Here is a 21,928-nt window from a genome sequence, read left to right as displayed (position 1 = left end):
TCTCCGCCGCCGACTCCAAGGTGAAGGTCCTGCTGATCCCCACCAACGAAGAGCTCATGATCGCCATGGACACCGCCGCCATCGTCAAGGGCTGATTTTACACAACGCGGATACGGGAAGCGGAACATTCCGCTTCCCGTATTTTTCGGATTGCCTTGTTCCGCCGCCCATGGTACAATGCCCCTGCGGCGCTTCGCCGCCAAATCAAACTTTGGAGGTCTTCCATGAAAAGCGTCAAACCGGGACGGGGCCCCTCGGCCATGGGCGCCATCGGCGCCGCGGCAGCCGTCCTCTTCGGCATCATCTGGACCGGGGCCGCCGCATCCATGGGCGCGCCCATCTTCTTCCCCCTCTTCGGCCTGGTGTTCATCATCATGGGCATCGTCCAGGTGGTCTACAACCTGAAAAACGCCACCGGGGAGAACCGTTTCTCCGACTACGACATCGTGGACGAAAACGAAGAGCCCGACCCCCTTAACCACCGCTTCGGTCCGTCCTCTGCCCCGGACGGGCCCGCCTGCCCCGATGGCGGCGACCTGCGCTACTGCCCCTACTGCGGCGCACAGCTGGGCAAAGACTTTACATTCTGCGGCAGGTGCGGCAAGCGCCTGCCCGACTGACACGGAGGATACCCTATGAAAATCGGCATGCAGCTGGCAATGCCCTCAGAGTTCCGCGCCCTGCCCGGAACGGAAAACCTGACCCCCTTTGAAACCGTCTCCGGCGTGGACTTCTACCGCCTGAGCCCCGACATCATCGCCTGCACCGGCGGTGTGGGCAAGGTGAATGCGGCCATGGCCGCGGAGATCCTGTGCCTGAAGTACGGCGTGGACCTGATTTTGAACACCGGCGTGGCCGGATGCTTCACCGACCTGCCCGTGGCCTCCGTGGCGGTGGCCTCCAAGCTGATCCAGCACGACGTGGACACCACCGCCGTAGGCGACCCCATCGCCCTGGTGTCCACGGTGAACCGGGTGGAGTTCCCCACCTGGCAGCCCGACCACTGTGCGGAGCTGCTGCGCCGGGCGGGCATTGACGCCGGCACCGGCCTGGTGGCCACCAGCGACGCCTTCCTCACCCGGAGCGAGCGCTCCCAGTGGGTGTGGGATACCTTCCACCCCCTGATGGCGGAGATGGAGGGCTGCGCCATCGCCCAGGTGTGCCTGCGCAACAACGTGAAGTTCGTGGCGGTGAAGTCGGTGTCCGATCACCCCTTCTTCGAAAACCAGATCGAAGAGTACAACACCTTCGACCGGGCCCTGGCCGCCGCCGGCAACGCCGCCGTGGCTCTGGCCCGTGCCATTTTGGACGAGCAGGCCGCCCAGGGCTGAGGGACACAAAGTTTTTCCCTTTTTTCCATGATTTTCTCGGAAAATCTATTGACATTCCCAAATTCCACTGATATACTTGATAAGCCGCTTTGAATGGGTCTAAAAGTGTGCCTTGGCACCGCCCCCGACAGCGAGCCCGTAAATGAAGGAGTTGAAATCAACAATGAACGCTATCATCGTTACCGGCGGCAAGCAGTACAAGGTCTCCGAGGGCGACGTGGTCTACATCGAGAAGCTGGACCAGGAAGCCGGCGCGACCGTGAAGTTCGATCAGGTTCTGGCCGTCATCGACGGCGAGAAGGCCACCTTCGGCACTCCCGTTGTGGAGGGCGCCAGCGTGGAGGCCACTGTCGTGAAGAACGGCAAGGGCAAGAAGATCCGCATCTTCAAGTACAACCCCAAGAAGGGTTACCGCAAGCGTCAGGGCCATCGTCAGCCCTACACCAAGGTCGAGATCTCCAAGATCTCCGTGTAAGGTATGACCACCGTCACATTCCGCATGGAGGGCGACCGGATCACCGGGTTTGACTCCGTGGGCCACAGCGGCTACGCCGAGGAGGGCGCAGACATCGTCTGCGCGGCCATCACCAGCGCCATTCGCCTGGTGGAGGCAACCATCAACGACGTGCTGGGTCTGGCGGCATCCGTGAAGGTACGGGAACAGGACGCGTCCATCTCTCTGCGGCTGCCCGGCGGCCTCTCCCCTACGGCGGAGAGCACCTGTCAGACGCTGATGGCCGGACTGATGGTCTATTTCGCCCAGCTTCACGACGAGTACCCTGAAAATATCGAAGTTCTGGAAGAGGATTGACCTCCTCCCCATCTAAAATCTTAAGAAAGGATGGTACCGATCATGATTCGTATTGGTCTTCAGTTCTTCGCCCACAAAAAGGGCGGCGGCTCCACCAAGAACGGCCGTGACTCTGAGTCCAAGCGCCTTGGTCCCAAGCGCGCCGACGGCCAGTTCGTCAAGGCCGGCAACATTCTCGTCCGTCAGCGCGGCACTCACATTCACCCCGGTGTGAACGTGGGCATCGGCAGCGACGACACCCTGTTCGCCACCGCGGACGGCGTGCTTCGCTTCGAGCGCAAGGGCAAGGATCGTAAGCAGGCTTCTGTTTACACTGCCGAGTAATGTCACTGGAGAGCCCCGAACAGCTTGTTCGGGGCTCTTTTTCCCAACCGGGGCGTCCGCATCCGAGGGCACGGCCTCCCGTGCCTTGGGATGCACACGCCCCATTCGACCCATACTACTTTCGGAGGTGTGTTTCCATGGCAGCTTCTTTCATCGACAAGGCCCGGATCACCGTGCGGGCCGGCAACGGCGGCAACGGTGTGGTGGCCTTCCACCGGGAAAAATATGTGGCAGCCGGCGGCCCTGACGGCGGGGACGGCGGCAAGGGCGGGTCCATCATCGTGCAGGTGGACGACAACATGTCCACCCTGATGGACTTCCGCTACAAGCGCAAATACGTGGCCCCCAACGGGGCCGACGGCCAGGGCGGCCGCCGGTCCGGCAAGGACGGCGCCGATCTCACCATCCGGGTCCCCCGGGGCACGCTGATCCGGGACGCGGAGACCGGCGAGATCATCCAGGACATGAGCAGCAAGGAGCCCTTTGTGCTGTGCAAGGGCGGCCGGGGCGGCTGGGGCAACATGCACTTTGCCACCCCTACCCGGCAGGTGCCCCGCTTTGCCAAGGCGGGCCTCCCCGGTGAGAGCCACGACGTGATTCTGGAGCTCAAGCTTCTGGCGGACGTGGGCCTGGTGGGCTTCCCCAACGTGGGCAAGTCCACCCTCCTCTCCGTGGTATCCAAGGCCCAGCCCAAGATCGCCAACTATCACTTCACCACCCTCTACCCCAACCTAGGCGTAGTGTGGGTGGACGAGGGCGTCAGCTTCGTCATGGCCGACATCCCCGGCATCATCGAGGGCGCCAGTGAGGGTGCCGGCCTGGGCCACGACTTTTTGCGCCACGTGGACCGCTGCCGCCTTCTGGTGCACGTGGTGGACGTGTCCGGCAGCGAGGGCCGGGACCCGGTGGAGGACTTCGACGCCATCAATGCCGAGCTGGTGCAGTACAGCCCCGAGCTTGCCAAGCGGCCCCAGATCGTCTGCGCCAACAAGGTGGACATTCTGCCGCCCGACTCCGACAATTTGGAGCGGCTCCGGGCCCATGTGGAGGAGCTGGGCTATCCCCTGCTGGAGATCTCCGCCGCCGCCCACCAGGGCACCCGGGAGCTGGTAGGCAAGATCGCTGAACAGCTCTCCACGCTGCCCCCGGTCACCGTCTACGAGCCGGAGTATGTGAAGCGTCCGCCGGTGGTGGATACCTCCGCCCCTCTGGACATCCAGCGCGCCGACGACGGCACCTGGGTCGTGGAGGGTCCCTGGCTTCAGCACCTCATGGCCAATGTCAACTTCTCCGACTATGAAAGCCGCATGTGGTTCGACAAGACCCTGCGGGAGTCGGGTCTCTTCCAGCAGCTGGAGGAGATGGGCATCCGCGACGGCGACACCGTGTCCATGTACGACTTTGAATTTGAATATCAGCGCTGAAAAAAGCGGCCGGGAAACCGGCCGCTTTTTCTTGTTCAGATCTCCACCCGGGGCACCGGCTTGAGTACGCCGGTGTGGGGCCCGGCGGCAAACCAGGCGGCGATCTCGTCCAGCGCCTGAGGCCGGACCCGGCTGCCGCCCCGGGCCAGCAGCTGCGCCATGTCCCGCTCCTCCGGTGTGGCAGCGTCCCCCTTTTCGGCAATCTTCCGGGTGACGGACGCGGCCATCTTCTTCATAAGGACACGGCTGAAAAAGCCCAGCTTCTCCGGCGCGTAGCCCCCCTGCAGGTAGAAGATCCGGGCGCCGGTGTCACTGGTGCCCCCGTTGATCCGTGCCTCCGTCCAAAGGTCGCCGTTGCCGTTGGGGGACAATCCCACAATGGCCGCCCCCCGGATGGTATAGCGGTCCATGGCCCGCTCCAGGCCCTTCACGGAGCCGGCCATCAGCCAGCCCATGTAAAAGATCTCGCTGTCCCGGGGCAGCGCTTTGGCCGCCTCCCGGAGCTCGTAGGCGGGCACCCCCGTCTTCTCCGAAAGCAGCTGGGCGTACTGCCGGGTGAATCCCGTCTGGGATGCAAACACAATGGCTCTCATGCGTGCTTCTCCTTCTTTTTTCTCTTCCCGCTCTCCCACTCTTCCAGCATCGCCTGCACGTTGCTGCGAAACAGCAGCCCGATGGCGTAAAACAGCGCGTCCCGGGTGTCTTTTTCCATATCCTTCATGGCCCGTACCATGGCCCCCGCGGCCTTGAACCGTTCCTCCTTGAGATCCGTCAGGGTCTGGGCGCCGGAGGCCGTGAGCACGGCGAAGAGTCCCTCCACAAACCGCTCCCGCTGCTCCACGGGCATCTGGCGCACCCAGCTGCGCAGGGCCTTGTCGTGGAGACGGCTCTGCCGGTCCACGCTGCCCAATCGCACAAAGCGGTCCCCCAGCACCTCCCAGGAAAAGCCGTCGTGCTGCATGAGACCATGCTGGCTGCTCTCCACCACCACATAGTCCTCCTCATGCTCCAGGAGCATCCCCACCACGGAGGAGGACGGCACGATGGAGACGATCCGCTCCGCCACACGCCGGTGGGCGGGCAGCTCCGCCAGGTCCCGGTGAAACCCCGGTCCGTCGTTGGACCAGACCTGCTGGATGCGCCGCTGGACGGCGGCCGTGCAGAACACAGCGGCGTACACCGCCAGGTTCCCGCCCTTGGAATGTCCCCCCAGCCGCAGCTTCCGGCGCGGGAACTGCCGGGCGATTTGCCCGATATACTCCACCGCCATGGCCTGGGCCGGAACCTGCGGCATGCAGGCCATATGGAAGTCCTCCTTCCAGCCGGCCAGGGTGTCGTCCGTCCCCCGGAAGGCCAGGTACAGCCGTCCGTCCCCTGTGTTCACCGTCAAGGCCGCGAACTGCGCTGCCCGGTCATTGTCCAGCCGGTCGGCAAAGCCGTGGAGCGTCATGTCCCGGAACCGGGGACACGCCGCCATCTTCTCCAGCATCAGCGGGATCTCCGCGGGCACCAGCACCCCCATGTCGATGCGCTCTGCCTGGCCGTGACGGCGGAAAAATGCCTCCGCCGCCTGATAAAGCGCCACGCCGCCCTTTTCCCCCGGCGGCGGCACAATGTTCCCGAAGTCCACAAAGGAGAGCTCCGACAAAATGAGATTGTCCACCTCGCAAAAGGGCGCCTGGGCAAGGGTCAGATCTCCCCGCCAGTCCAGATAGTCCAAAAGATTCGCCATAGGCCCTCCTTTCCCGGCCCGCTGCCGGTACGCCTATTATATGCCACAGCGTTTCCCGGCACAAGAGGTCTATCCGCCTTGCCGGCGTCATAGAGTGTCCTATCCCGATTTTACACGACCGAGAGGTGGACAATGATGACAAGCACATGCGTCAACGAGATCGTGCTGGAGGGACGGCCCCAGGCGGAGCCCGTCCTCTCTCACGAAAACCACGGCCTGCGGTTTTTCCGCTTTTTTCTGGAGGTTCCCCGGCTTTCCGGCCACGCGGACCTGCTGCCGGTGCTGGTGCCCGAGTCCCTGGCCGGGCAGGTCCAGCCGGAGGAGCTCCTCCGCATCCGGGGGCAGCTGCGCTCGTTCAACAACCGAAGCGGCGTGGGCAACCGTCTGGTGCTCACCGTCTACGCCCAGGAGCTGCCGCCCCCCGAGGGCGAGGCCGCCAACCGCATTTTGCTCACCGGCAGTCTCTGCAAGCCCCCCATCTTCCGGCGCACGCCCCTGGGCCGCACCATCTGCGATCTGATGCTGGCCGTGCCCCGCCGGTACGGCCGCACCGACTATCTGCCGGTGATCGCCTGGGGACAGCTGGCCCAGCAGGTCCGCTCCCTGCCCACCGGAGAGCAGATCTCCCTGGAGGGGCGGCTTCAAAGCCGCGTCTACCAGAAAACCACAGACGCCGGCACGGAGGCCCGGGTGGCCTACGAGGTCTCCATGATGCGCCTGGAAGCGCAAAATGGAGATATGTGATTTTTTCACTTTACTTTTCCCCGTTTCCCGGATATGATGACGGTATTCCAAACATAAAGGAGTCTTGCATGGGAATTACCGTTCAAACCGGCGTGTCCGCCCTCACTGTATTCGTCCAGGGCGCGCTGAGCTTCCTCTCCCCCTGCGTGCTGCCGCTGCTGCCGCTGTACATGAGCTATCTGGCCGGCGGAACCGGCGTGGACGACGGCAAGGGCGGGCTGCGCTACCCCCGGCGGCGGGTGTTCGTCAACACACTGTTTTTCGTGCTGGGCATCAGCTTCGCCTTTTTCCTGCTGGGCATGGGTCTGAGCGCCCTGGGCAGCTTCTTCCGGGACTATCAGGTCTGGTTCGCCCGGGTCAGCGGCCTCATCATCATCCTCTTCGGCCTCTACCAGCTGGGCCTTGGAAAGCGGGCCATGCTGCTGGAGCGGGAGCACCGGCTGCCCTTCCGGCTGGACAAGGCGGCCATGAACCCGGTCACCGCGCTGGTGCTGGGCTTTACATTCAGCTTCGCCTGGACCCCCTGCGTGGGTCCCGCTCTGAGCAGCGTGCTGCTGATGGCCTCGTCCTCCGGCTCCGCCGCCGCGGGCTTCGCCCTCATCGGCCTCTACACCCTGGGCTTTGCCCTGCCGTTTCTGGCGGTGGGACTGTTCACCGGCGCCGTGCTCAACTTCTTCCGCCGCCGCCAGTCCATCGTCCGCTGGACGGTGAAGCTGGGCGGTGTGCTGCTGATCGTCATGGGCGTGATGACCATCGCCGGCGCCTCCCGGGGGACCTCCGCCGGACAGTCGGCGTCCGCCCAGAGCCAGCAGGAGTCCCAGACCGCCGCCGCGGCGCCGGACTTCACCCTTACGGACCAGTTCGGCCAAAGCCACACCCTTTCCGACTACCAGGGCAAGGTGGTGTTCCTCAACTTCTGGGCAACCTGGTGCGGCCCCTGCCGGTCCGAGATGCCGGACATTCAGGCTCTCTACGAAGCCCACGGCGGCAACGCCGAGGACCTGGTGGTGCTGGGCGTGGCCCAGCCCGGCGTGGGCAGTGAGGGAAGCCGAGAGGACATCGCCGCTTTCCTCGCCGAAAACGGCTACACCTACCCGGTGGTCATGGATGAGGACGGCTCCGTCTTTGCCCGCTACGGCATCCGGGCCTTTCCCACCACGTTCATGATCTCCTCCGACGGCACCGTCTACGGCTACGTGGAGGGCGCCCTCTCCGCCGAGATCATGGACGACATCGTCCGCCAGACCGTAGAGGCGGAATCCTGAAAAACCCGATAAAAAATCAGCGCCGGAGCGTTTGCCCCGGCGCTGTTTTTATTTGGTTGGAAATCCGAAAGAGTCCCGCATGTCGAACAAAAAGGCCAGGAAGCTCTTGGGATAGGTAATAAAGCTCCCCTCGTCCACCATGGCGCAAATCTCCTCCAGGGAGGCCCAGCGCACCTGGCTGACCTCCTCCGCCTGAAGCGTCAGTTCCTCCAGCGGGATATCCGCCGCGGCGATGAAGAAATCGTCAAACCCGGCGCCGAAGTTCACCGTCACCGTAGGGCGCACCCCGGTCAGGTCCAGGGGATAGCCCAGCTCCTCCCGGAACTCCCGCTCCGCCGCCTGACGGCTGGTCTCTCCCGCGTCCACGCCGCCGCCGATGCTCACGTCCCACCGGCCCGGCCAGACGTGCTTGGTGGGTGTGCGCTGCTGGATCAGCATCCGTCCGGCGCTGTCGAACACGCACACGTGCACCACCGCCCGGTACTGGCCCGGTGCCTTTTTCCCGTACCGCTCCGCCGTCAGCCCCAGGGGCACCCGGTTCTCATCGTACAGATCCACTAATTCCACGGTATCTCCTCCCTTTCACTGACGGCGGGCCGTCTCGTAGTCGTCCCCCCGCCGGTAATAGGGGCAGGCGCTGTTGGCACCCCGGAGGAACCGCTCCATCTCATCCTCGTCCAGGTCCACGGTGCAGTAGAACTGGTCCTCTTCCTCGTCATAGTCGTAGTAGACGCACTCTTCGCAGTTGCCCGCCATACAAATCCTCCTTCGGGAACCCTCAGGTTCCTAGAGCAGTATAGCATACAATCCGTCCACATCCAAGTGCTCTTTGACGACCAGTGCCTCCACCGCCTCCCGGGCCTCCGGCGGCGCTGCCCAGCACATGCCGCACCCGGCGGTGATGACCCGGGGCACGGGAATGAGCCGCCCCGGCACGCCTGCGGCCCGGCAGGAGCGTTCCATGGCCATGGCGCCGGTGGTGGTACGGAAGGTCACGATGCATTTTTCCGTCTTTTCCCGCATGTTACCGCGCTTCCTCCGCCAGAATCCGCACCGCCTCCGCCGCGGCGTCTGTTTCGGCCTCCGTATTGAACCAGCCCCAGGAGAACCGGACGGCCCCCTGGTCCTCCGTGCCCAGGGCACGGTGCAGCCGGGGGGCGCAGTGGGCGCCGGGGCGGGTGGCGATGTCGAACCGCTCCGAGAGCTGGTCGGAAATCTCCGCTGAGTCCTCCTCCCCGATGTTCAGCGACACGATGGCCGCCCGCTCCGCCGTGGAAAAGTCCCCGTACACCCGCACGCCGGGCACGTCCCGGACCGCCTCGTAAAACCGCCGGGCCAGGGCTTGCTCATGCTGCCGGATGGTGTCCGGTCCCGTTTTCTCCAGAAACTCCAGCGCGGCGCCCAGGCCCGCCAGGCCGTGGCTATTGAGGGTGCCCGCCTCCAGCCGGGTGGGGTACTCCGCCGGCTGGGTCTCGGAGAAGCTCTGGACGCCGGTGCCGCCCACCAGCAGCGGCCGCAGCTCCACCCCCGGGCCTACACACAGCCCACCGGTGCCCTGGGGCCCCATAAGCCCCTTGTGGCCGGTGAAGCACACCACGTCGATGTGGTCCCGCTCCATGGAGATGGGGAACACGCCGGCAGTCTGGGAGGCGTCCAGAATGAATAAAAGCCCGTGGCGCCGGGCAAACTCCCCCACAAAGCCGATATCCGTCACATCGCCGGTGAGATTGGAGGCGTGGGTGCACACCACCGCCTTGGTCTGGGGCCGCAGCAGCCGCTCAAAATCGCCGTAGTCCAGCTGGCCGTTCCGGTCCGCCCGGACGAAGTCCACCGCCACCCCCTGGTCCCGCAGGCGGTAGAGGGGCCGCAGCACGGAGTTGTGCTCCCGGTCCGTGGAGATCACATGGTCCCCCGGCCCCAGGGCGCCGGCAATGGCGATGTTCAGCGCCGCCGTGGAGTTGGGGGTAAAAGCCACCCGCTCCGGCTGCCCGCCGAAGAGCGCCGCCGCCTGACAGCGGACGCCGTACACCGTCCGTGCGGCGGCCAGGGCCTCCGGGTGAGTGCCCCGCCCGCTGTTGCCGCATGCGTCCAGGGCCGCCAGAATCGCCTCCGCCACCCCGGGGGGCTTGGGCCGGGACGTGGCCGCCTGATCCAGGTAGATCATGGCCGGATGACCTTTCCCGCTCCCGCCAGCTTCTCGGCGATGGCGTACATATTGGTGACAGAGCCCACGGAGAGCTTTTCCGTCAAGCCGTAGTAATTGAGGCAGGTGCCGCAGGTGAGGATCTCCACGCCCCGCTCCTCCAGCGCCCGCAGGTCCTCCAGGGAGTCGGAGCCCTCCACGGTAAGGCGGGCGCCGCCGTTATAAAAGAGCACCGTCTCGGGCAGCTGGGGCAGCTGTCCCAGAGCGAACAAAAAGCCCTTCATGAGCGTCTTGCCCAGTTCGTCGCTACCCTGGCCCATGACGTCCGTTCCCACGGCCACCACCACACCGCCGGACTGGCCCGCCGGGGCGCAGTCGGCGCACTGGATCTCCTCCACCGGCGCGTCCCCCATAGGCTCCGTGACGGTCATGGTCACAGCAAAAAGCTTTTCTCCCCGCTGTTCCACCGCGGAGGCCAGGTGGTGGCCCGCGGCGCACCGCTGGAGATTCTGCACAGCGATCTCATTGTCCACCAATACTTCCAGCGTACCCGGCTCGGTCATGGCCCGCAGAGCCTGGGTGGCCTTCACCACCGGAATGGGGCACTGTTCCCCTACCGCGTTTACCAAAACATCTGCCATTGTTCTCCCTCTTTCCCGCCTTCGGCGTATTGTTGGCTTTATTGTAATGCCCGGTTTCCTGAAAAACAAGGGCTATTTTTTCAAAAGAATATCGCTTTGGCCCCGGAAACGCCACCGAATGCAGAAAATTCCTTGACAGCACCCACGCCTCAACATACAATAGGGCATATTCTCGCCCGGGTTCGGGCGGTTTACAGAAAAAGCGAGGTCCTGACCATGAAAACACCATTTGTCACCAAGGCGCAGCTGGACGCCATCACGGCGCGCTATCCCACGCCTTTCCATATTTACGATGAGGCTGGTATCCGGGCAAACGCCCGGCGGCTGAAGGCAGCCTTTTCCTGGAACCCCGGCTTCCGGGAGTACTTCGCCGTGAAGGCCACCCCCACGCCCGCCATCCTCAAGCTGCTCCATGAAGAGGGCTGCGGCTGTGACTGCTCCTCCCTGACGGAGCTGATGCTCGCCCAGCGCTGCGGCATCACCGGCGAGGAGATCATGTTCTCCTCCAACAACACCTCCGACGCGGAATTCCGCCTGGCCCGGGAGCTGGGCGCCGTCATCAACCTGGACGACCTGACGCTGGTGGATGCCCTGGCCGGCGCCGTGGGGCAGGTGCCCGAGAAGATCTGCTGCCGCTTCAATCCCGGCGGTGTGTTCACCCTGGCCCAGACCCGGGAGGGCTTCCAGGTGATGGACAACCCCGGCGACGCCAAGTACGGCATGACCCGTGCCCAGATCGCCCAGGCCTTCACCCGCCTTGCCCAGCTGGGCGCCCGGGAGTTCGGCATCCACGCCTTCCTGGCCTCCAACACCCTCTCCAACGACTACTATCCCGCCCTGGCCCGGATTCTGTTCCGCCTGGCGGTGGAGCTGCGGGAGGAGACCGGCGTCCACATCACCTTCATCAACCTCTCCGGCGGCGTGGGCGTGCCCTACCGGCCCGAGCAGCCGGAAAACGACATCGCCGCCATCGGCGAGGGCGTGCGGGAGGCCTATGAGGAGATCCTGACGCCCGCCGGCATGGACGACGTGGCCATCTACACGGAGCTGGGCCGGTTCATGCTGGCTCCCTACGGCCACCTCATCACCCGGGCCGTACGGGAAAAGCACATCTACAAGGAGTATATCGGTGTGGACGCCTGCGCCTGCGACCTGATGCGCCCGGCCATGTACGGCGCCTACCACCACATCACCGTCTCCGGCAAGGAGGATGCCCCCTGCGACCACAAGTACGACGTGGTGGGGAGCCTTTGCGAAAACAACGACAAGTTCGCCGTGGACCGGATGCTGCCCAAGATCAACATGGGTGACCTGCTGGTCATCCACGACACCGGTGCCCACGGCCGCTCCATGGGCTACAACTACAACGGCAAGCTTCGCTCGGCGGAGCTGCTGCTGCGCCAGGACGGCTCCGTGGAGCTGATCCGCCGGGCGGAGACGCCGGACGACTACTTCGCCACGGTGATCTGGTAAAAAAAAGCAGAGGACGAAAGTCCTCTGCTTTTTCTTTTGCACGTCTCATCTTTCGGGCACGATCTCGATCCAGTATCCGTCCGGATCGGAGATGAAGTAGATGCCCATGGCGGGGTTTTCATAGCACACACAGCCCATGGCCTTGTGGGTTTCGTGGGCGGCATCATAGTCCGGCGTGGTGACGGCCAGGTGGAACTCACACTCGCCCAGATCGTACTTCTGGGGATGATCCCGCAGAGCCGTCAGCTCCAGGCGAAAGTCCGTCTTGCCGTCCCCCAAAAACACGATGGTAAAGCTGCCGTCCTCCGCCGTGGTGCGGCGCACCTCTGTGAGGCCCAGGGCCTCCCGGTAGAAGGCCAGGGACTTGTCCAGATCGGAGACGTTGAAATTAAAATGATTGAATGAAAACATGCGATCACCTCCCGGTCAGTATATCATTTCCGCCTCCCCGCCGCAAGGCGGATTCCGCCCGAAGGAGCGCCATTTGCTGACATTCACAATTTGGCGAAAAAAGTCTGTGGAAATTTCTGCGCTTTTCTGTTTGACGTAATCGTTTTGCCGTGATACACTTTTCCATAGTTAGAACAAGCTAACCTTTTAGGAGGACTTTTTATGACCTTGGATCTGCTGCCTCTGGGCCAGGAGGCTGTCATCACCGCCGTGGGCGGCGCCGGCGCGCTGCGGCTGCATCTTTTGGATATGGGGCTGATCCCCAAGACCACCGTCCGGGTGGAGAAGATCGCCCCCCTGGGCGACCCCATCGAGCTGCGGGTGCGGGGGTATTCCCTGTCGCTGCGCAAGGAGGACGCCCGCAACATCGAGGTGGAGGTGAAGGCCAAATGATCTTCGCGCTGGCCGGCAACCAAAACTGCGGCAAAACCACCCTCTTCAATCAGCTCACCGGCTCCAACCAGCACGTGGGCAACTTCCCCGGCGTCACTGTGGATCAGAAGTCCGGCACCATCCGGGGCGAGAAAGACTGCACGGTGGTGGACCTGCCGGGCATTTACTCCATCCGGCCCTACACACCCGAGGAGATCGTCACCCGGGACTTCATCATCAACCAGAAGCCCGACGGCATCATCAACATCGTGGACGCCACCAACATCGAGCGCAACCTGTACCTGACGCTGCAGCTCATGGAGATGCAGATTCCCATGGTGCTGGCACTGAACATGATGGACGAGGTGTCCAGCGGCGGCGGCACCATCGACATCCACGGCATGTCCAAGGCCCTGGGCATCCCCGTGGTGCCCATCTCCGCCGCCAAGAACGAGGGCGTGGACGAGCTGGTGAAGATCGCCGTGCTGACGGCGAAAAACCGGGTCTATCCCGCCGTGTATGACTTCTGCTCCCCCGGCCCCGTCCACCGCTGCATCCACGCGGTCATCCACCAGATTGAAGACCACGCCCAGGCCGCGGGACTGCCTGTGCGCTTTGCCGCCACCAAGCTCATTGAGGGGGACGAGGATATCGAGTCCCGCCTGGAGCTGGACCAGAACGAGCTGGAACTCATCGAGCACAGCGTCCAGGAGATGGAGACGGAGCACGGCATGGACCGCAACGCCGCCCTGGCGGACATGCGCTACGACTTCATCGAGGGCGTGTGCAGCAAGACGGTGGTCAAGTGCCACGCCTCCCGGGAGCGGGAGCGCAGCGAGGCCATCGACCGCATCGTCACCAACAAGTATCTGGCGCTGCCGCTGTTCTTCGGCATCATGCTGGCCATTTTCTATCTGACCTTCAACGTCATCGGTGCCTTCCTCTCGGACCTGCTGGCCGCAGGCATCGACCGTCTCACCGCCGCCGTGGACGCGGGGCTCACCGCCTACGGCCTCAACCCGGTGGTCCAGAGCCTGGTGGTGGACGGTGTGTTCGCCGGCGTGGGCAGCGTGCTGAGCTTTTTGCCCATCATCGTGGTGCTGTTCTTCTTCCTCTCCATTCTGGAGGACACCGGCTACATGGCCCGGGTGGCCTTCGTCATGGACCAGCTGCTGCGCAAGATCGGCCTGTCCGGCCGGAGCATCGTGCCGCTGCTGGTGGGCTTCGGCTGCTCCGTGCCCGCCATCATGGCCACCCGTACCCTGGCCTCCGAGCGGGACCGGCGCATGACCATTCTGCTGACCCCCTTTATGAGCTGCTCGGCCAAGATCCCCATTTACAGCGTGTTTGCCGCGGCCTTCTTCCCCGGCCACGCGGCGCTGGTGATGCTGGGGCTGTACCTGACCGGCATCCTGGTGGGCATCATTGCCGCCAAGGTGCTGGGCGCCACCGCTTTCCGGGGCAACCCCGTGCCTTTCGTCATGGAGCTGCCCAACTACCGCTTCCCCTCCGGCAAGAGCGTGTTCCAGCTGTGCTGGGACAAGGCCAAGGACTTTTTGACCCGGGCGTTCACCATCATCTTCGTGGCCACCATCATCGTCTGGTTCCTCCAGACCTTCGACACCCGCATGAACCTGGTGGCCGACAGCTCCGACAGCCTGCTTGCCACCGTGGGCGCCTGGATCGCCCCCGTGTTCGCCCCGCTGGGCTTTGGTGACTGGCGTGTCTCCACGGCCCTGATTACCGGCTTTATCGCCAAGGAGTCCGTCATCTCCACCCTGGGCATCCTCACCGGTGCCGGTACCGACGTGTCCGTGGCCGCACTGGGCAGCCTCTTCTCCACGGTCACCGCCGTCAGTTTCCTGGTGTTCACCCTGCTCTACACGCCCTGCGTGGCCGCCATCTCCGCCGTCAAGCGGGAGCTGCGCTCCGGCTGGAAAGCCGCCGGCGTTGCCCTGGGCCAGTGCGTGGTCGCCTGGGTGGCCGCGTTTGTGGTATACCACATTGTGCTGCTGATCGCATAAAGGAGGGCTTTTATGGAACTTCTCATTCTCGCAGGCCTTGGCGTATGGCTGGTGCTGGCGCTGCGGGCCTCCTTCCGCTCCAAGGGCGGCTGCGGAGGCTGCTGCGAAAGCTGCAGCGGCTGTGCCCACCGGAAAAAGTGAAAAAAACGGACGCGGAAATTCCGCGTCCGTTTTTTTATCGCACTGCGCTTTTCTTCACCCGCTCCAGGGCCTTTGCCACCGCCGGGACCCGGATGACGATCACCGTCAGCACTCCCTCGGCCAGCAGGTAGCTGTAATTGTAGATGATGGGGTAGAGGGCCTTGAGGGACTGGGGGAAGTTGGCGGGCATGTAGTCCATCCAGTAGAGATAGCCGCCCAGGGAGTGGAACGCGCCCCGGGCCAGCACCGCCACGATGTAGCCCCACACAAGGCCGTTTTTCCGATTGCGGAAGAAGCCCGCCAGGCCCAGCGCCGCAAAGGCGAACACATAGTCACAGCACACCTGGAACAGACTGAGCACGTAGGGCTCCTGCAAAAATTGCAGCAGTCCGTAGGCAAAGCCCACCAGAACGCCGGTCCTGACCCCGTACCAGTTGGCCACCAGCACAATAAAGAGCATGCTCATGAGCGTCACCGATCCGCCGTAGGGCATCTCAATGGGCTTGATGTAGGACGTGACGAAGCTCAGGGCCAGCGCCATGGCGCAGTACGCCAGCTGCCTGGCGCCCAGCCCCCGTTTTCCCGACACCCGCCCTGCCAGGAAAAACGCCCCCAGCAGGCACACCGCCACAACGCCCACGCTCACCGCGTACCCGGCGGCTGTCAGACCGCCCTCTCCATTTACCAGCCAATGCATTTCGTTTCCTCCTTTTTTTGCGATCATGAGCGGCTGCGCAAAAAAACGCCCCTCCGGACCGGAGGGGCGCACACGGCAGAAAAGCCCATCGTGACGACTCCCTACGGCGGCATTATCCGCGTCAGGTCCACGGGTCGAAGCCAAATGCTTCCTCTCAGCCTGTTCAACAAGCTCCCCAGCTCACAATCTATGAAATTGGCAGGGTCAGGATATCATGTCCGTCGGCGGATTGCAACCCCTTACAGCCACTTTTTCCGCTTGAAATACCAGATCAGGCCCACGGCGATCAAAAGCCCCGCCGCCGTCACCGCCGGGTAGCCGTACCGCCAGTGAAGCTCCGGCATACCCACAAAGTTCATGCCGTACCACCCGGCCAGCAGCGTCAGCGGCAGGAAGATCACCGTCACCAGGGTGAATACCTTCATCAAATCGTTCTGCTGGATGGCCAGCTGGGACTGGTACGCCTCCCGCAGCTGGGCCACGGACTCCCGCAGGTTCTGCACTCCGTTCAAAAACCGCTCCGTCCGGTTGCCCAGGTTGGAAAAGCGGCGGACGGTCTGCCGGTCCAAAAGGCCGTTGTCGTTGACGGCAAGCTGGTCGAAGATGGCGTCCAGCTGCTCGTAGTACCGCTTGAGCCGCAACAGCTCCCGCCGCCACACCACGATCTCCTCCAGGCACTCCCCCGTCAGCCCCCCGGCAAGGAGCCGGTCTTCCCCGTCGCCGATCCGGGCCTCCATCTGGTCCAGGTGGTCCATGTCCCCCCGGAGCAGCCGGAGGAAAAAGCCGTAGAGCAGGCGGTGGTTGTCCGCCCCCTCCAGCTCCGAGACGATGTCCCGTGCCCGGGTCAGGGCCGCGTCGTCCTCACAGAAGATGAGCAGGTTCTCCCGGTCCAGGTACAGCAGCATCTGGGCGCCTTTCGTCCGGTCGCTGCGGACATCGTACCAGTCGAAGGCCAGCAGGTCGGATTCCTCGAATCCCTCGAAGGCCTCCGTCTGGCCGTCCCCGATGTGCTCCAGCACCCGCCGGTCCATGTAGGGGGCCGCCTGTTCCATCTCACTGATGGGCAGCACCATCTGCATATCTGTTTCCTTCCTTTCTTGTCACAGAGCCTCGAAGCGGCTCTTGACGCCCCACAAAGACACCAGGAACCACACGACGCCCACCAGGCCCAGCACAGCGCCCAGCACGCCCAGCACCGCCGCGCCCAGTCCCAGCATGGAGACGGCTCCGGCCAGCAATGCCATCGCCTCGCCTATGGCCAGGGCCGTCCAGGCCCGGCGGACCCCGGCGGCGCCCAGGTCCGTCCCACGGGACTGCTCCACGTCCGCCAGCGCCGCCGCCACGCCCCAGGCGATGTACAAAGACACCAGGGCGGCCGCCAGTCCCAGCAGGACGCTCACCGGGCCGTAGGAGGTGATGGCCAGCAGATCCCCCACCCAGAGGATGGCGGTGTACACCCCCATGCCCACGGCAAAGGGCCGCAGGGCGGCAAAGCTCCCGCTCTCACCGGACAGGGCATCCATGCCCCGCACCAGAATCCAGTACCCGGCAAAGGTGGGCAGCAGATTGACCACGTGGCCGCCAAGGTTCAGATTGAAGTTTAAAAACACGAAGAAAAATCCCCAGAAAATCTTACTCATGGCGCCTCCTCCTGTTCTTTGACCTTGTCGGCATACCGCTTCCCGTAGCGGAGCACCAAAATGCCCGCCACAATCTTGATTCCCGCGTACAGCACGGGGATCAGCAAGATCGTCCCCATGCCCAGTCCAACTCCGGCAATACTCATGGTCTCCGCCTCCTTACCAAATCATGAAGTTCAACATGCCCAGGCCCATCAGCAGCAGTACCACAAGGTCCAGCACGCCCCAGCCGATGAGCACCCAGCCCAGCAGGTACCCCTTGGTCCTGGCCAGATACCCCAGCCGCTCCAGGATGTCCCGGCCGCCCTCCCGCGGCGCCGCGGCCCCGCAGGCTGTTCCGGCGGCTTTTGGTTCCTCCTCCCGGTCCGGCCGCAGCAGGTAGTCCGTGGTGACGGAAAACAAATCCGCCATGGCCACCACCTTGTCCGTCTCCGGCATGGTCTCGTCCCGCTCCCAGCGGGAGACTGCCTGGCGGCTGACCCCCAGCCGCTCAGAAAGGGCGTCCTGGCTCATGCCCGCCTTTTGGCGCAGCTGCTGCAATTTCTCTCCGAATGTCATAGGCGTTCTCCTTTATTTTGGTGGGCCTATCTTATCAAAATGCCCGGTTGCCCGCCAGCAACCGGGTATGGAACTTCCGCAACTTCAGATTGCGCCCCCCTTGCTGCAACGCTTTCACCGTCATCATAGCATACTTTTTCCCCCGGCGCCACCGGGAAAACGCCATGCTGCCCCGCCGGCGGAATCCGGACGCAAAAAAAGCGGCCCGGACGGCCGCCTTCGCGCTCTGTTTGTTTTTTAAAGTCCTCCGCCGGCAAGACGCCGCTCCACCTGACGCAGTGCCTCCTCCGGCGTGGCAGCGCCCTGCTCCACCATATCCAGCAGCGCCGCGTACACCAGCCGCCGGCTTCCCGCCAGCGCCACGGCACGGTCCAGCGCACAGCCGGCAAAGCCCGCCCGCTCCAGATGACGGAGCTGCCCCGTCACGTCCATCTCACCCACCGCCTTTCCCTCTCAGGATACCCTCTTTTGAGGCAAAGGCGCCATCAAGTTTTCGTTAAATTCCGGTAAATTTCTCCGTGACGATGGGCAGGTCCACGATCTGCAGTCCCCGGCTCATGGCGTACATGACCGTATACCGGGTGCCGCCGGGGGTGCCGTCAAAGGCGGCAATGAGCAGCGAGGCGTGGTCGACCATGTACCGGTCCCGCCGCTGCATGCACGTGGAGGTGTACCGCTGGGACACCATGGTCTCATAGTCGCACGCATCCACCAGGCGCCGGTAGCGCAGCTGCTGGTCCGCCGGCCAGGCGTCCGCCTGGGTGGGACAGGGAATGGCCGCCTCCACCGTCACATCCGGATGGGCATCCCGCAGCGCCAGGGCGCACTCGCAGAAATACAGGTCACAGCCCATGGCCATGCCGCACAGGAAATGCCGGTAGCCGGACTCGTAGGCCGCCTCCACCGCGTCGGCCAGGCGCCGCTTCAGGTCCAGGCAGCGCACATCCTCCTCCCGGTAGCCCCAGGGCAGCTTGGCGGGCCGGTGACCGGTAAAGCAGCACGCAGATGCTCTGCCCCGCATAATCCCCCTCCTCTCCGAAGTTTCCCCATTTAGTATAGAACATACGTTCTTCATTGTAAAGAGGGCCGAAAAAATTTTTCCAGTTTTCCGGAAAATGCCAAAAAAGTTTGAAAAAATCCACGGAAAGGAAAATCAGGGGTTGCATTTCGGGCCGGTATGCCGTATACTGGCAGCAGAAAACAACTGAATCCTTTGTCTTCAGGGCGGGGTGCGATTCCCCACTGGCGGTACAGTCCGCGACCGGCGCTCTTCGGCGCCGCTGACCCGGTGTGACTCCGGGACCAACAGTATAGTCTGGATGGAAGAAGATGCGTGCGGCACGGCCGCGCACTCCGGTGCGCTTCTTTGCTGCTTGATCACCTTGGAGAAGTCAAAGCGTCCAGGGTGTTTTCAAGCAAACCAAAGGAGTGCTTTTTATTATGTCTGATCCCAATGTGAATGTGCTGCCCGTCTCCCGGTCCCGGATGAATCTGCGGACCCTCTCTTCTCTGGGCATGCTGACTGCCGTGGCCTACGTGGTCATGCTGCTGAGCAAGCTGCTGCCCCAGGTATCCGGCTTTCTCCAGCTGGACCTGAAGGACACGGTCATCTGCATCGGCGGCTTTATCTTCGGGCCTGTGGCCTCCGCCGTCATCGCGCTGGTGGTGGCCCTGGTGGAGATGTTCTCCGTCAGCGACACCGGCCCCATCGGCCTGATCATGAACGTGCTGGCCACCTGCGCCTTCTGCTGCACCGCCGCTTTCGTCTACAAAAAGCTGCACACCAAGAAAGGCGCCGTGGCGGGCCTGTTCCTGGGCGTGGCGGTGCTGACTGTGGTCATGCTGCTTTGGAACTATCTCATCACGCCCCTGTATATGGGCGTGGCCCGGGATGAGGTGAAGGACATGCTGGTGCCCATCATCCTGCCGTTCAACCTGGTCAAGGGCGGCCTGAACACGGCGCTGATCCTGGTGCTCTACAAGCCCGTGGTCAACGCGCTGCGCCGGGCCAAGCTGGTGCCCGAGTCCCAGGGCGTGTTCCAGAAAACCGGCAAGGTCAGCACGGGCTTTGCCCTGTTTTCCCTCGCCCTGCTGGCCACCTTCGTGGTGCTGGCGCTGGTGCTGATGGGCATCCTGTAAAAACTCCATACCCCCGGGGAGAGACGGCGCCGTCTCTCCCCTTTTCTTTTGCGAACAGATGTGCTATGATGGGCGGGAAAGGGGGTGCGCCATGGACCGCGTGATCTTACACTGTGACCTCAACTGCTTTTATGCCTCCGTGGAGCTTTTGAGCCACCCGGACCTGAGGGACATCCCCACCGCCGTGTGCGGCGACCCCACCTCCCGCCACGGCATCATCCTGGCCAAGAACGAGCCTGCCAAGCGCATGGGCGTCCAGACGGCGGAGACCATCTGGCAGGCCCGGAAAAAATGCCCGGCCCTGGTGCTGCTGCCGCCCCACCACGCCCTCTACCGGGAGTACTCCCGGCGGGTCAACGCCGTCTACGAGCAGTACACCGACCTGGTGGAGCCCTTCGGCATCGACGAGAGCTGGCTGGACGTGACCGGCTCGCTGCACCTGTTCGGCGGGGACGCCCGGGCCCTGGCGGACACCCTGCGGGAACGGATAAAGCGGGAGCTGGGGCTGACCCTCTCCGTGGGCGTGAGCTTCAACAAGGTGTTCGCCAAGCTGGGCAGCGACTACAAAAAGCCCGACGCCACCACCGTCATTTCCCGGGAAAACTGGCGGGAGATCGTCTGGCCGCTGCCGGTGGGCGACCTTTTGTACGTGGGCGCCGCCGCCCGGCGTCTGCTGCACCAGTACGGGGTGGAGACCATCGGCCAGCTGGCCGCCTGCCGTCCGGAGATGCTGGAGACCCTCATGGGCAAAATGGGCGTGCAGCTCTACGAGTACGCCAACGGCCTGGACCGCGACGCCGTCCGCTCCCGATACGATGCCGAGCCGGTCAAGTCCGTGGGCAACGGCACCACCTTTCCCCGGAACCTGACCACCCGCACCCAGGTGCAAAGCGGCATCGCCGTGCTGGCCGACTCCGTGGCCACCCGCCTGCGCCGCTCCGGGCTCTACGCCGGCGGCGTCCAGGTGACGGTGCGGGACCCGGAGTTCCACGACCGGTCCCGGCAAAAGCAGCTCGCCTCCCCCACCCGTCTCATCCGGGATCTGACGGCGGAGGCCATGGCCCTGACGGAGACGCTCTGGCATCCCCCCGCCCCCGTCCGGGCCCTGACCGTCACCGCCATCCACCTGGTGGGAGAGGAGGACGCCTACGAACAGGTGGACCTGTTCGGCGCCGCCGCAGCCCCCAAAAAGGAAAAACAGGAGCGGCTGGAGGCCGCCATGGACCGCATCCGCGGAAAATTCGGCGCGGACGCCATCGCCTTCGGCGCCACCCATCCCGAAAAAGAGGAGGACCCCCTTCCATGACCAAGCAAGATCAAAAACGCGCCCTGCGGCAGACCATGCGCCGCCTGGAGTCCCAGCTCTCCGCCCGGTACCGGTCCGAGAGCAGCCGGGCGATCTGCGCCCGCCTGCTGGCCATGCCCGAGTACCAGGCGGCCCGGTCCGTCTTCTGCTTTGTGGGCACCGGCTTCGAGATCGACACCCGCCCCATCCTCACCCACGCCCTGGAGACGGGCAAGCGGGTGTGCGTCCCCCTGTGCACCGGAAAGGGCATCATGGAGCTGCGGGAAATCACCGCCCTGACCGATCTGGCCCCCGGCGCCTACGGCATCCCGGAGCCGGACGCGGCGCGCTGTCCGGCGGTGGACGCCGACGAGGTGGACTTTGCCGTTCTCCCGTGTCTGAGCTGCAACTGCCTGGGCCACCGGCTGGGCCGGGGCGGCGGGTACTATGACCGTTTCCTCTCCCGCTACCGGGGCGGCACGGTGCTGCTGTGCCGGGAGAAGCTGCTGCGCCAGGAGATCCCCCTGGAGCCCCACGACTATCCCGTCCCCTGGGTGTTGACGGAGGCCTGTCTCTACGAGGACGGCTTCCCGGCGCGGCTGGGATAATACCTACGATAAGGAGTCCGCGCTTGCCAAGCGGGAGAAAATCCCGTACAATGGCAGTACAAGTGAAACTATGTAAGTCTGCAAATAAAAAGTCAATAGGAAACTGAGTAAATTTGCAGACGCAGG

Annotated in this window: 30 protein-coding genes and 2 riboswitches; of the genes, 15 read left to right on the top strand and 15 right to left on the bottom strand. The window is 64.0% G+C overall.

Features of this window, described 5'->3' with window-relative positions; genetic code table 11:
• Window positions 1-224: 224 nt before the first annotated feature.
• The 6 genes from QZS13_RS07475 to obgE all read left to right on the top strand — a co-directional run bounded on the left by QZS13_RS07475 (window position 225) and on the right by obgE (window position 3,890).
• Window positions 225-620 (top strand): zinc-ribbon domain-containing protein, encoded by a 396-nt coding sequence (locus tag QZS13_RS07475; RefSeq protein ID WP_295587503.1) that lies wholly within the window; start codon window positions 225-227, stop codon window positions 618-620.
• A 15-nt stretch (window positions 621-635) separates the two neighbouring features.
• The gene (gene mtnN / locus QZS13_RS07470) at window positions 636-1,331 is read left to right on the top strand and encodes a 5'-methylthioadenosine/S-adenosylhomocysteine nucleosidase (RefSeq protein WP_295587501.1); all 696 of its coding nucleotides are present in this window, start codon (window positions 636-638) and stop codon (window positions 1,329-1,331) included.
• A gap of 163 nt (window positions 1,332-1,494) precedes the next feature.
• Window positions 1,495-1,806, top strand: coding sequence for a 50S ribosomal protein L21 (gene rplU / locus QZS13_RS07465; protein ID WP_295587499.1), 312 nt, complete (start codon window positions 1,495-1,497; stop codon window positions 1,804-1,806).
• Between the two features lie 3 nt (window positions 1,807-1,809).
• Window positions 1,810-2,142 (top strand): ribosomal-processing cysteine protease Prp, encoded by a 333-nt coding sequence (locus tag QZS13_RS07460; protein ID WP_295587497.1) that lies wholly within the window; start codon window positions 1,810-1,812, stop codon window positions 2,140-2,142.
• Between the two features lie 42 nt (window positions 2,143-2,184).
• Window positions 2,185-2,466: a 50S ribosomal protein L27 gene (rpmA, locus tag QZS13_RS07455; protein ID WP_295587495.1), complete on the top strand. Its 282-nt coding sequence runs from the start codon at window positions 2,185-2,187 to the stop codon at window positions 2,464-2,466.
• Window positions 2,467-2,603: 137 nt separating this feature from the next.
• Window positions 2,604-3,890 carry a GTPase ObgE gene (obgE, locus tag QZS13_RS07450; RefSeq protein WP_295587493.1) on the top strand — a complete coding sequence of 429 codons (1,287 nt, stop codon included), beginning with the start codon at window positions 2,604-2,606 and terminating at the stop codon, window positions 3,888-3,890.
• 35 nt (window positions 3,891-3,925) lie between these two features.
• On the opposite strand, the gene QZS13_RS07445 is transcribed toward obgE, so the two are convergent.
• A complete protein-coding gene (locus QZS13_RS07445) occupies window positions 3,926-4,483 on the bottom strand; it encodes a hypothetical protein (protein ID WP_295587491.1) in 558 nt (185 codons plus the stop codon).
• Window positions 4,480-5,622, bottom strand: a complete 1,143-nt coding sequence (locus tag QZS13_RS07440) for an Mbeg1-like protein (RefSeq protein WP_295587489.1) — start codon at window positions 5,620-5,622, stop codon at window positions 4,480-4,482. Before QZS13_RS07440 ends, QZS13_RS07445 begins: the two co-directional genes overlap by 4 nt.
• A gap of 132 nt (window positions 5,623-5,754) precedes the next feature.
• On the opposite strand from QZS13_RS07440, the gene QZS13_RS07435 reads away from it, so the two are divergent.
• Both QZS13_RS07435 and QZS13_RS07430 read left to right on the top strand, forming a co-directional pair.
• Complete coding sequence (locus QZS13_RS07435; RefSeq protein WP_295587487.1) at window positions 5,755-6,366, top strand: single-stranded DNA-binding protein; 612 nt, start codon at window positions 5,755-5,757, stop codon at window positions 6,364-6,366.
• Between the two features lie 68 nt (window positions 6,367-6,434).
• Window positions 6,435-7,631 carry a cytochrome c biogenesis protein CcdA gene (locus QZS13_RS07430; protein ID WP_295587485.1) on the top strand — a complete coding sequence of 399 codons (1,197 nt, stop codon included), beginning with the start codon at window positions 6,435-6,437 and terminating at the stop codon, window positions 7,629-7,631.
• 48 nt (window positions 7,632-7,679) lie between these two features.
• Here the strand turns inward: QZS13_RS07430 and QZS13_RS07425 are convergent, their stop codons facing one another.
• The 5 genes from QZS13_RS07425 to yedF are packed head-to-tail and all read right to left on the bottom strand — an operon-like array spanning window position 7,680 to window position 10,415.
• Complete coding sequence (locus QZS13_RS07425) at window positions 7,680-8,198, bottom strand: NUDIX domain-containing protein (protein ID WP_295587483.1); 519 nt, start codon at window positions 8,196-8,198, stop codon at window positions 7,680-7,682.
• Window positions 8,199-8,213: 15 nt separating this feature from the next.
• Window positions 8,214-8,387: a DUF6472 family protein gene (locus QZS13_RS07420; protein ID WP_295587481.1), complete on the bottom strand. Its 174-nt coding sequence runs from the start codon at window positions 8,385-8,387 to the stop codon at window positions 8,214-8,216.
• Between the two features lie 30 nt (window positions 8,388-8,417).
• On the bottom strand, window positions 8,418-8,654 hold the full coding sequence (locus QZS13_RS07415; RefSeq protein ID WP_295587479.1) for a DUF3343 domain-containing protein: 237 nt from the start codon (window positions 8,652-8,654) through the stop codon (window positions 8,418-8,420).
• Between the two features lies 1 nt (window position 8,655).
• Window positions 8,656-9,795 (bottom strand): aminotransferase class V-fold PLP-dependent enzyme, encoded by a 1,140-nt coding sequence (locus QZS13_RS07410; protein WP_295587477.1) that lies wholly within the window; start codon window positions 9,793-9,795, stop codon window positions 8,656-8,658.
• Window positions 9,792-10,415, bottom strand: coding sequence for a sulfurtransferase-like selenium metabolism protein YedF (gene yedF / locus QZS13_RS07405; protein ID WP_295587475.1), 624 nt, complete (start codon window positions 10,413-10,415; stop codon window positions 9,792-9,794). Before yedF ends, QZS13_RS07410 begins: the two co-directional genes overlap by 4 nt.
• A gap of 216 nt (window positions 10,416-10,631) precedes the next feature.
• Between yedF and QZS13_RS07400 the strand changes: the two genes are divergently transcribed.
• The gene (locus QZS13_RS07400) at window positions 10,632-11,888 is read left to right on the top strand and encodes a diaminopimelate decarboxylase (protein WP_295587473.1); all 1,257 of its coding nucleotides are present in this window, start codon (window positions 10,632-10,634) and stop codon (window positions 11,886-11,888) included.
• A 45-nt stretch (window positions 11,889-11,933) separates the two neighbouring features.
• Here the strand turns inward: QZS13_RS07400 and QZS13_RS07395 are convergent, their stop codons facing one another.
• Complete coding sequence (locus QZS13_RS07395) at window positions 11,934-12,299, bottom strand: VOC family protein (protein ID WP_295587471.1); 366 nt, start codon at window positions 12,297-12,299, stop codon at window positions 11,934-11,936.
• 201 nt (window positions 12,300-12,500) lie between these two features.
• On the opposite strand from QZS13_RS07395, the gene QZS13_RS07390 reads away from it, so the two are divergent.
• The 3 genes from QZS13_RS07390 to QZS13_RS07380 are packed head-to-tail and all read left to right on the top strand — an operon-like array spanning window position 12,501 to window position 14,875.
• Window positions 12,501-12,731 carry a FeoA family protein gene (locus tag QZS13_RS07390; protein ID WP_295587469.1) on the top strand — a complete coding sequence of 77 codons (231 nt, stop codon included), beginning with the start codon at window positions 12,501-12,503 and terminating at the stop codon, window positions 12,729-12,731.
• A complete protein-coding gene (feoB, locus tag QZS13_RS07385; protein ID WP_295587466.1) occupies window positions 12,728-14,734 on the top strand; it encodes a ferrous iron transport protein B in 2,007 nt (668 codons plus the stop codon). Before QZS13_RS07390 ends, feoB begins: the two co-directional genes overlap by 4 nt.
• A 12-nt stretch (window positions 14,735-14,746) precedes the next feature.
• Entirely contained in the window at window positions 14,747-14,875 is a 129-nt protein-coding gene (locus QZS13_RS07380; RefSeq protein WP_295587465.1) for a hypothetical protein, read from the top strand.
• A 34-nt stretch (window positions 14,876-14,909) separates the two neighbouring features.
• Here QZS13_RS07380 and QZS13_RS07375 read toward each other — a convergent pair whose 3' ends face one another.
• The 7 genes from QZS13_RS07375 to QZS13_RS07345 all read right to left on the bottom strand — a co-directional run bounded on the left by QZS13_RS07375 (window position 14,910) and on the right by QZS13_RS07345 (window position 18,791).
• Window positions 14,910-15,572: an energy-coupled thiamine transporter ThiT gene (locus QZS13_RS07375; protein ID WP_295587463.1), complete on the bottom strand. Its 663-nt coding sequence runs from the start codon at window positions 15,570-15,572 to the stop codon at window positions 14,910-14,912.
• Between the two features lie 79 nt (window positions 15,573-15,651).
• Window positions 15,652-15,760: riboswitch (TPP riboswitch) on the bottom strand.
• A 51-nt stretch (window positions 15,761-15,811) separates the two neighbouring features.
• On the bottom strand, window positions 15,812-16,651 hold the full coding sequence (locus tag QZS13_RS07370; protein WP_295587461.1) for a CorA family divalent cation transporter: 840 nt from the start codon (window positions 16,649-16,651) through the stop codon (window positions 15,812-15,814).
• A 21-nt stretch (window positions 16,652-16,672) separates the two neighbouring features.
• A complete protein-coding gene (locus tag QZS13_RS07365; RefSeq protein WP_295587459.1) occupies window positions 16,673-17,212 on the bottom strand; it encodes a hypothetical protein in 540 nt (179 codons plus the stop codon).
• A complete protein-coding gene (locus QZS13_RS07360) occupies window positions 17,209-17,358 on the bottom strand; it encodes a hypothetical protein (RefSeq protein WP_295587456.1) in 150 nt (49 codons plus the stop codon). Before QZS13_RS07360 ends, QZS13_RS07365 begins: the two co-directional genes overlap by 4 nt.
• A gap of 13 nt (window positions 17,359-17,371) precedes the next feature.
• A complete protein-coding gene (locus QZS13_RS07355) occupies window positions 17,372-17,770 on the bottom strand; it encodes a helix-turn-helix domain-containing protein (protein WP_295587454.1) in 399 nt (132 codons plus the stop codon).
• A gap of 237 nt (window positions 17,771-18,007) precedes the next feature.
• Complete coding sequence (locus tag QZS13_RS07350) at window positions 18,008-18,211, bottom strand: hypothetical protein (protein WP_295587452.1); 204 nt, start codon at window positions 18,209-18,211, stop codon at window positions 18,008-18,010.
• Between the two features lie 55 nt (window positions 18,212-18,266).
• The gene (locus QZS13_RS07345; RefSeq protein WP_295587450.1) at window positions 18,267-18,791 is read right to left on the bottom strand and encodes an SLOG family protein; all 525 of its coding nucleotides are present in this window, start codon (window positions 18,789-18,791) and stop codon (window positions 18,267-18,269) included.
• A 190-nt stretch (window positions 18,792-18,981) separates the two neighbouring features.
• A riboswitch (FMN riboswitch) is annotated at window positions 18,982-19,105 on the top strand.
• Between the two features lie 105 nt (window positions 19,106-19,210).
• Between QZS13_RS07345 and QZS13_RS07340 the strand changes: the two genes are divergently transcribed.
• From QZS13_RS07340 to QZS13_RS07330, 3 genes are all read left to right on the top strand, one after another.
• The gene (locus QZS13_RS07340; RefSeq protein WP_295587448.1) at window positions 19,211-19,909 is read left to right on the top strand and encodes an ECF transporter S component; all 699 of its coding nucleotides are present in this window, start codon (window positions 19,211-19,213) and stop codon (window positions 19,907-19,909) included.
• 91 nt (window positions 19,910-20,000) lie between these two features.
• Window positions 20,001-21,215, top strand: coding sequence for a DNA polymerase IV (gene dinB / locus QZS13_RS07335; protein ID WP_295587446.1), 1,215 nt, complete (start codon window positions 20,001-20,003; stop codon window positions 21,213-21,215).
• Complete coding sequence (locus QZS13_RS07330) at window positions 21,212-21,802, top strand: 5-formyltetrahydrofolate cyclo-ligase (protein WP_295587444.1); 591 nt, start codon at window positions 21,212-21,214, stop codon at window positions 21,800-21,802. The genes dinB and QZS13_RS07330 overlap by 4 nt, the downstream gene beginning before the upstream one ends.
• The last annotated feature ends 126 nt before the right edge of the window (window positions 21,803-21,928 follow it).

Origin of the sequence: uncultured Oscillibacter sp., assembly GCF_900546705.1 — a bacterium.
Taxonomy (GTDB): domain Bacteria; phylum Bacillota; class Clostridia; order Oscillospirales; family Oscillospiraceae; genus Oscillibacter.
This window is presented reverse-complemented; position numbering and strand designations above follow the sequence as displayed.

Excerpts from the sequence above, each read along its gene's own strand:
- QZS13_RS07345 (WP_295587450.1), bottom strand. The coding sequence starts at position 18,791 with ATGCGGGGCAGAGCATCTGCGTGCTGCTTTACCGGTCACCGGCCCGCC.
- QZS13_RS07380 (WP_295587465.1), top strand. The coding sequence starts at position 14,747 with ATGGAACTTCTCATTCTCGCAGGCCTTGGCGTATGGCTGGTGCTGGCG.
- QZS13_RS07360 (WP_295587456.1), bottom strand. The coding sequence starts at position 17,358 with ATGAGTATTGCCGGAGTTGGACTGGGCATGGGGACGATCTTGCTGATC.
- QZS13_RS07415 (WP_295587479.1), bottom strand. The coding sequence starts at position 8,654 with ATGCGGGAAAAGACGGAAAAATGCATCGTGACCTTCCGTACCACCACC.
- rpmA (WP_295587495.1), top strand. The coding sequence starts at position 2,185 with ATGATTCGTATTGGTCTTCAGTTCTTCGCCCACAAAAAGGGCGGCGGC.
- mtnN (WP_295587501.1), top strand. The coding sequence starts at position 636 with ATGAAAATCGGCATGCAGCTGGCAATGCCCTCAGAGTTCCGCGCCCTG.
- QZS13_RS07355 (WP_295587454.1), bottom strand. The coding sequence starts at position 17,770 with ATGACATTCGGAGAGAAATTGCAGCAGCTGCGCCAAAAGGCGGGCATG.
- QZS13_RS07435 (WP_295587487.1), top strand. The coding sequence starts at position 5,755 with ATGATGACAAGCACATGCGTCAACGAGATCGTGCTGGAGGGACGGCCC.
- obgE (WP_295587493.1), top strand. The coding sequence starts at position 2,604 with ATGGCAGCTTCTTTCATCGACAAGGCCCGGATCACCGTGCGGGCCGGC.
- QZS13_RS07365 (WP_295587459.1), bottom strand. The coding sequence starts at position 17,212 with ATGAGTAAGATTTTCTGGGGATTTTTCTTCGTGTTTTTAAACTTCAAT.
- QZS13_RS07440 (WP_295587489.1), bottom strand. The coding sequence starts at position 5,622 with ATGGCGAATCTTTTGGACTATCTGGACTGGCGGGGAGATCTGACCCTT.
- QZS13_RS07475 (WP_295587503.1), top strand. The coding sequence starts at position 225 with ATGAAAAGCGTCAAACCGGGACGGGGCCCCTCGGCCATGGGCGCCATC.
- QZS13_RS07340 (WP_295587448.1), top strand. The coding sequence starts at position 19,211 with ATGTCTGATCCCAATGTGAATGTGCTGCCCGTCTCCCGGTCCCGGATG.
- rplU (WP_295587499.1), top strand. The coding sequence starts at position 1,495 with ATGAACGCTATCATCGTTACCGGCGGCAAGCAGTACAAGGTCTCCGAG.
- dinB (WP_295587446.1), top strand. The coding sequence starts at position 20,001 with ATGGACCGCGTGATCTTACACTGTGACCTCAACTGCTTTTATGCCTCC.
- QZS13_RS07445 (WP_295587491.1), bottom strand. The coding sequence starts at position 4,483 with ATGAGAGCCATTGTGTTTGCATCCCAGACGGGATTCACCCGGCAGTAC.
- QZS13_RS07400 (WP_295587473.1), top strand. The coding sequence starts at position 10,632 with ATGAAAACACCATTTGTCACCAAGGCGCAGCTGGACGCCATCACGGCG.
- QZS13_RS07370 (WP_295587461.1), bottom strand. The coding sequence starts at position 16,651 with ATGCAGATGGTGCTGCCCATCAGTGAGATGGAACAGGCGGCCCCCTAC.
- yedF (WP_295587475.1), bottom strand. The coding sequence starts at position 10,415 with ATGGCAGATGTTTTGGTAAACGCGGTAGGGGAACAGTGCCCCATTCCG.
- QZS13_RS07420 (WP_295587481.1), bottom strand. The coding sequence starts at position 8,387 with ATGGCGGGCAACTGCGAAGAGTGCGTCTACTACGACTATGACGAGGAA.
- QZS13_RS07460 (WP_295587497.1), top strand. The coding sequence starts at position 1,810 with ATGACCACCGTCACATTCCGCATGGAGGGCGACCGGATCACCGGGTTT.
- QZS13_RS07390 (WP_295587469.1), top strand. The coding sequence starts at position 12,501 with ATGACCTTGGATCTGCTGCCTCTGGGCCAGGAGGCTGTCATCACCGCC.
- QZS13_RS07395 (WP_295587471.1), bottom strand. The coding sequence starts at position 12,299 with ATGTTTTCATTCAATCATTTTAATTTCAACGTCTCCGATCTGGACAAG.
- feoB (WP_295587466.1), top strand. The coding sequence starts at position 12,728 with ATGATCTTCGCGCTGGCCGGCAACCAAAACTGCGGCAAAACCACCCTC.
- QZS13_RS07375 (WP_295587463.1), bottom strand. The coding sequence starts at position 15,572 with ATGCATTGGCTGGTAAATGGAGAGGGCGGTCTGACAGCCGCCGGGTAC.
- QZS13_RS07430 (WP_295587485.1), top strand. The coding sequence starts at position 6,435 with ATGGGAATTACCGTTCAAACCGGCGTGTCCGCCCTCACTGTATTCGTC.
- QZS13_RS07410 (WP_295587477.1), bottom strand. The coding sequence starts at position 9,795 with ATGATCTACCTGGATCAGGCGGCCACGTCCCGGCCCAAGCCCCCCGGG.
- QZS13_RS07330 (WP_295587444.1), top strand. The coding sequence starts at position 21,212 with ATGACCAAGCAAGATCAAAAACGCGCCCTGCGGCAGACCATGCGCCGC.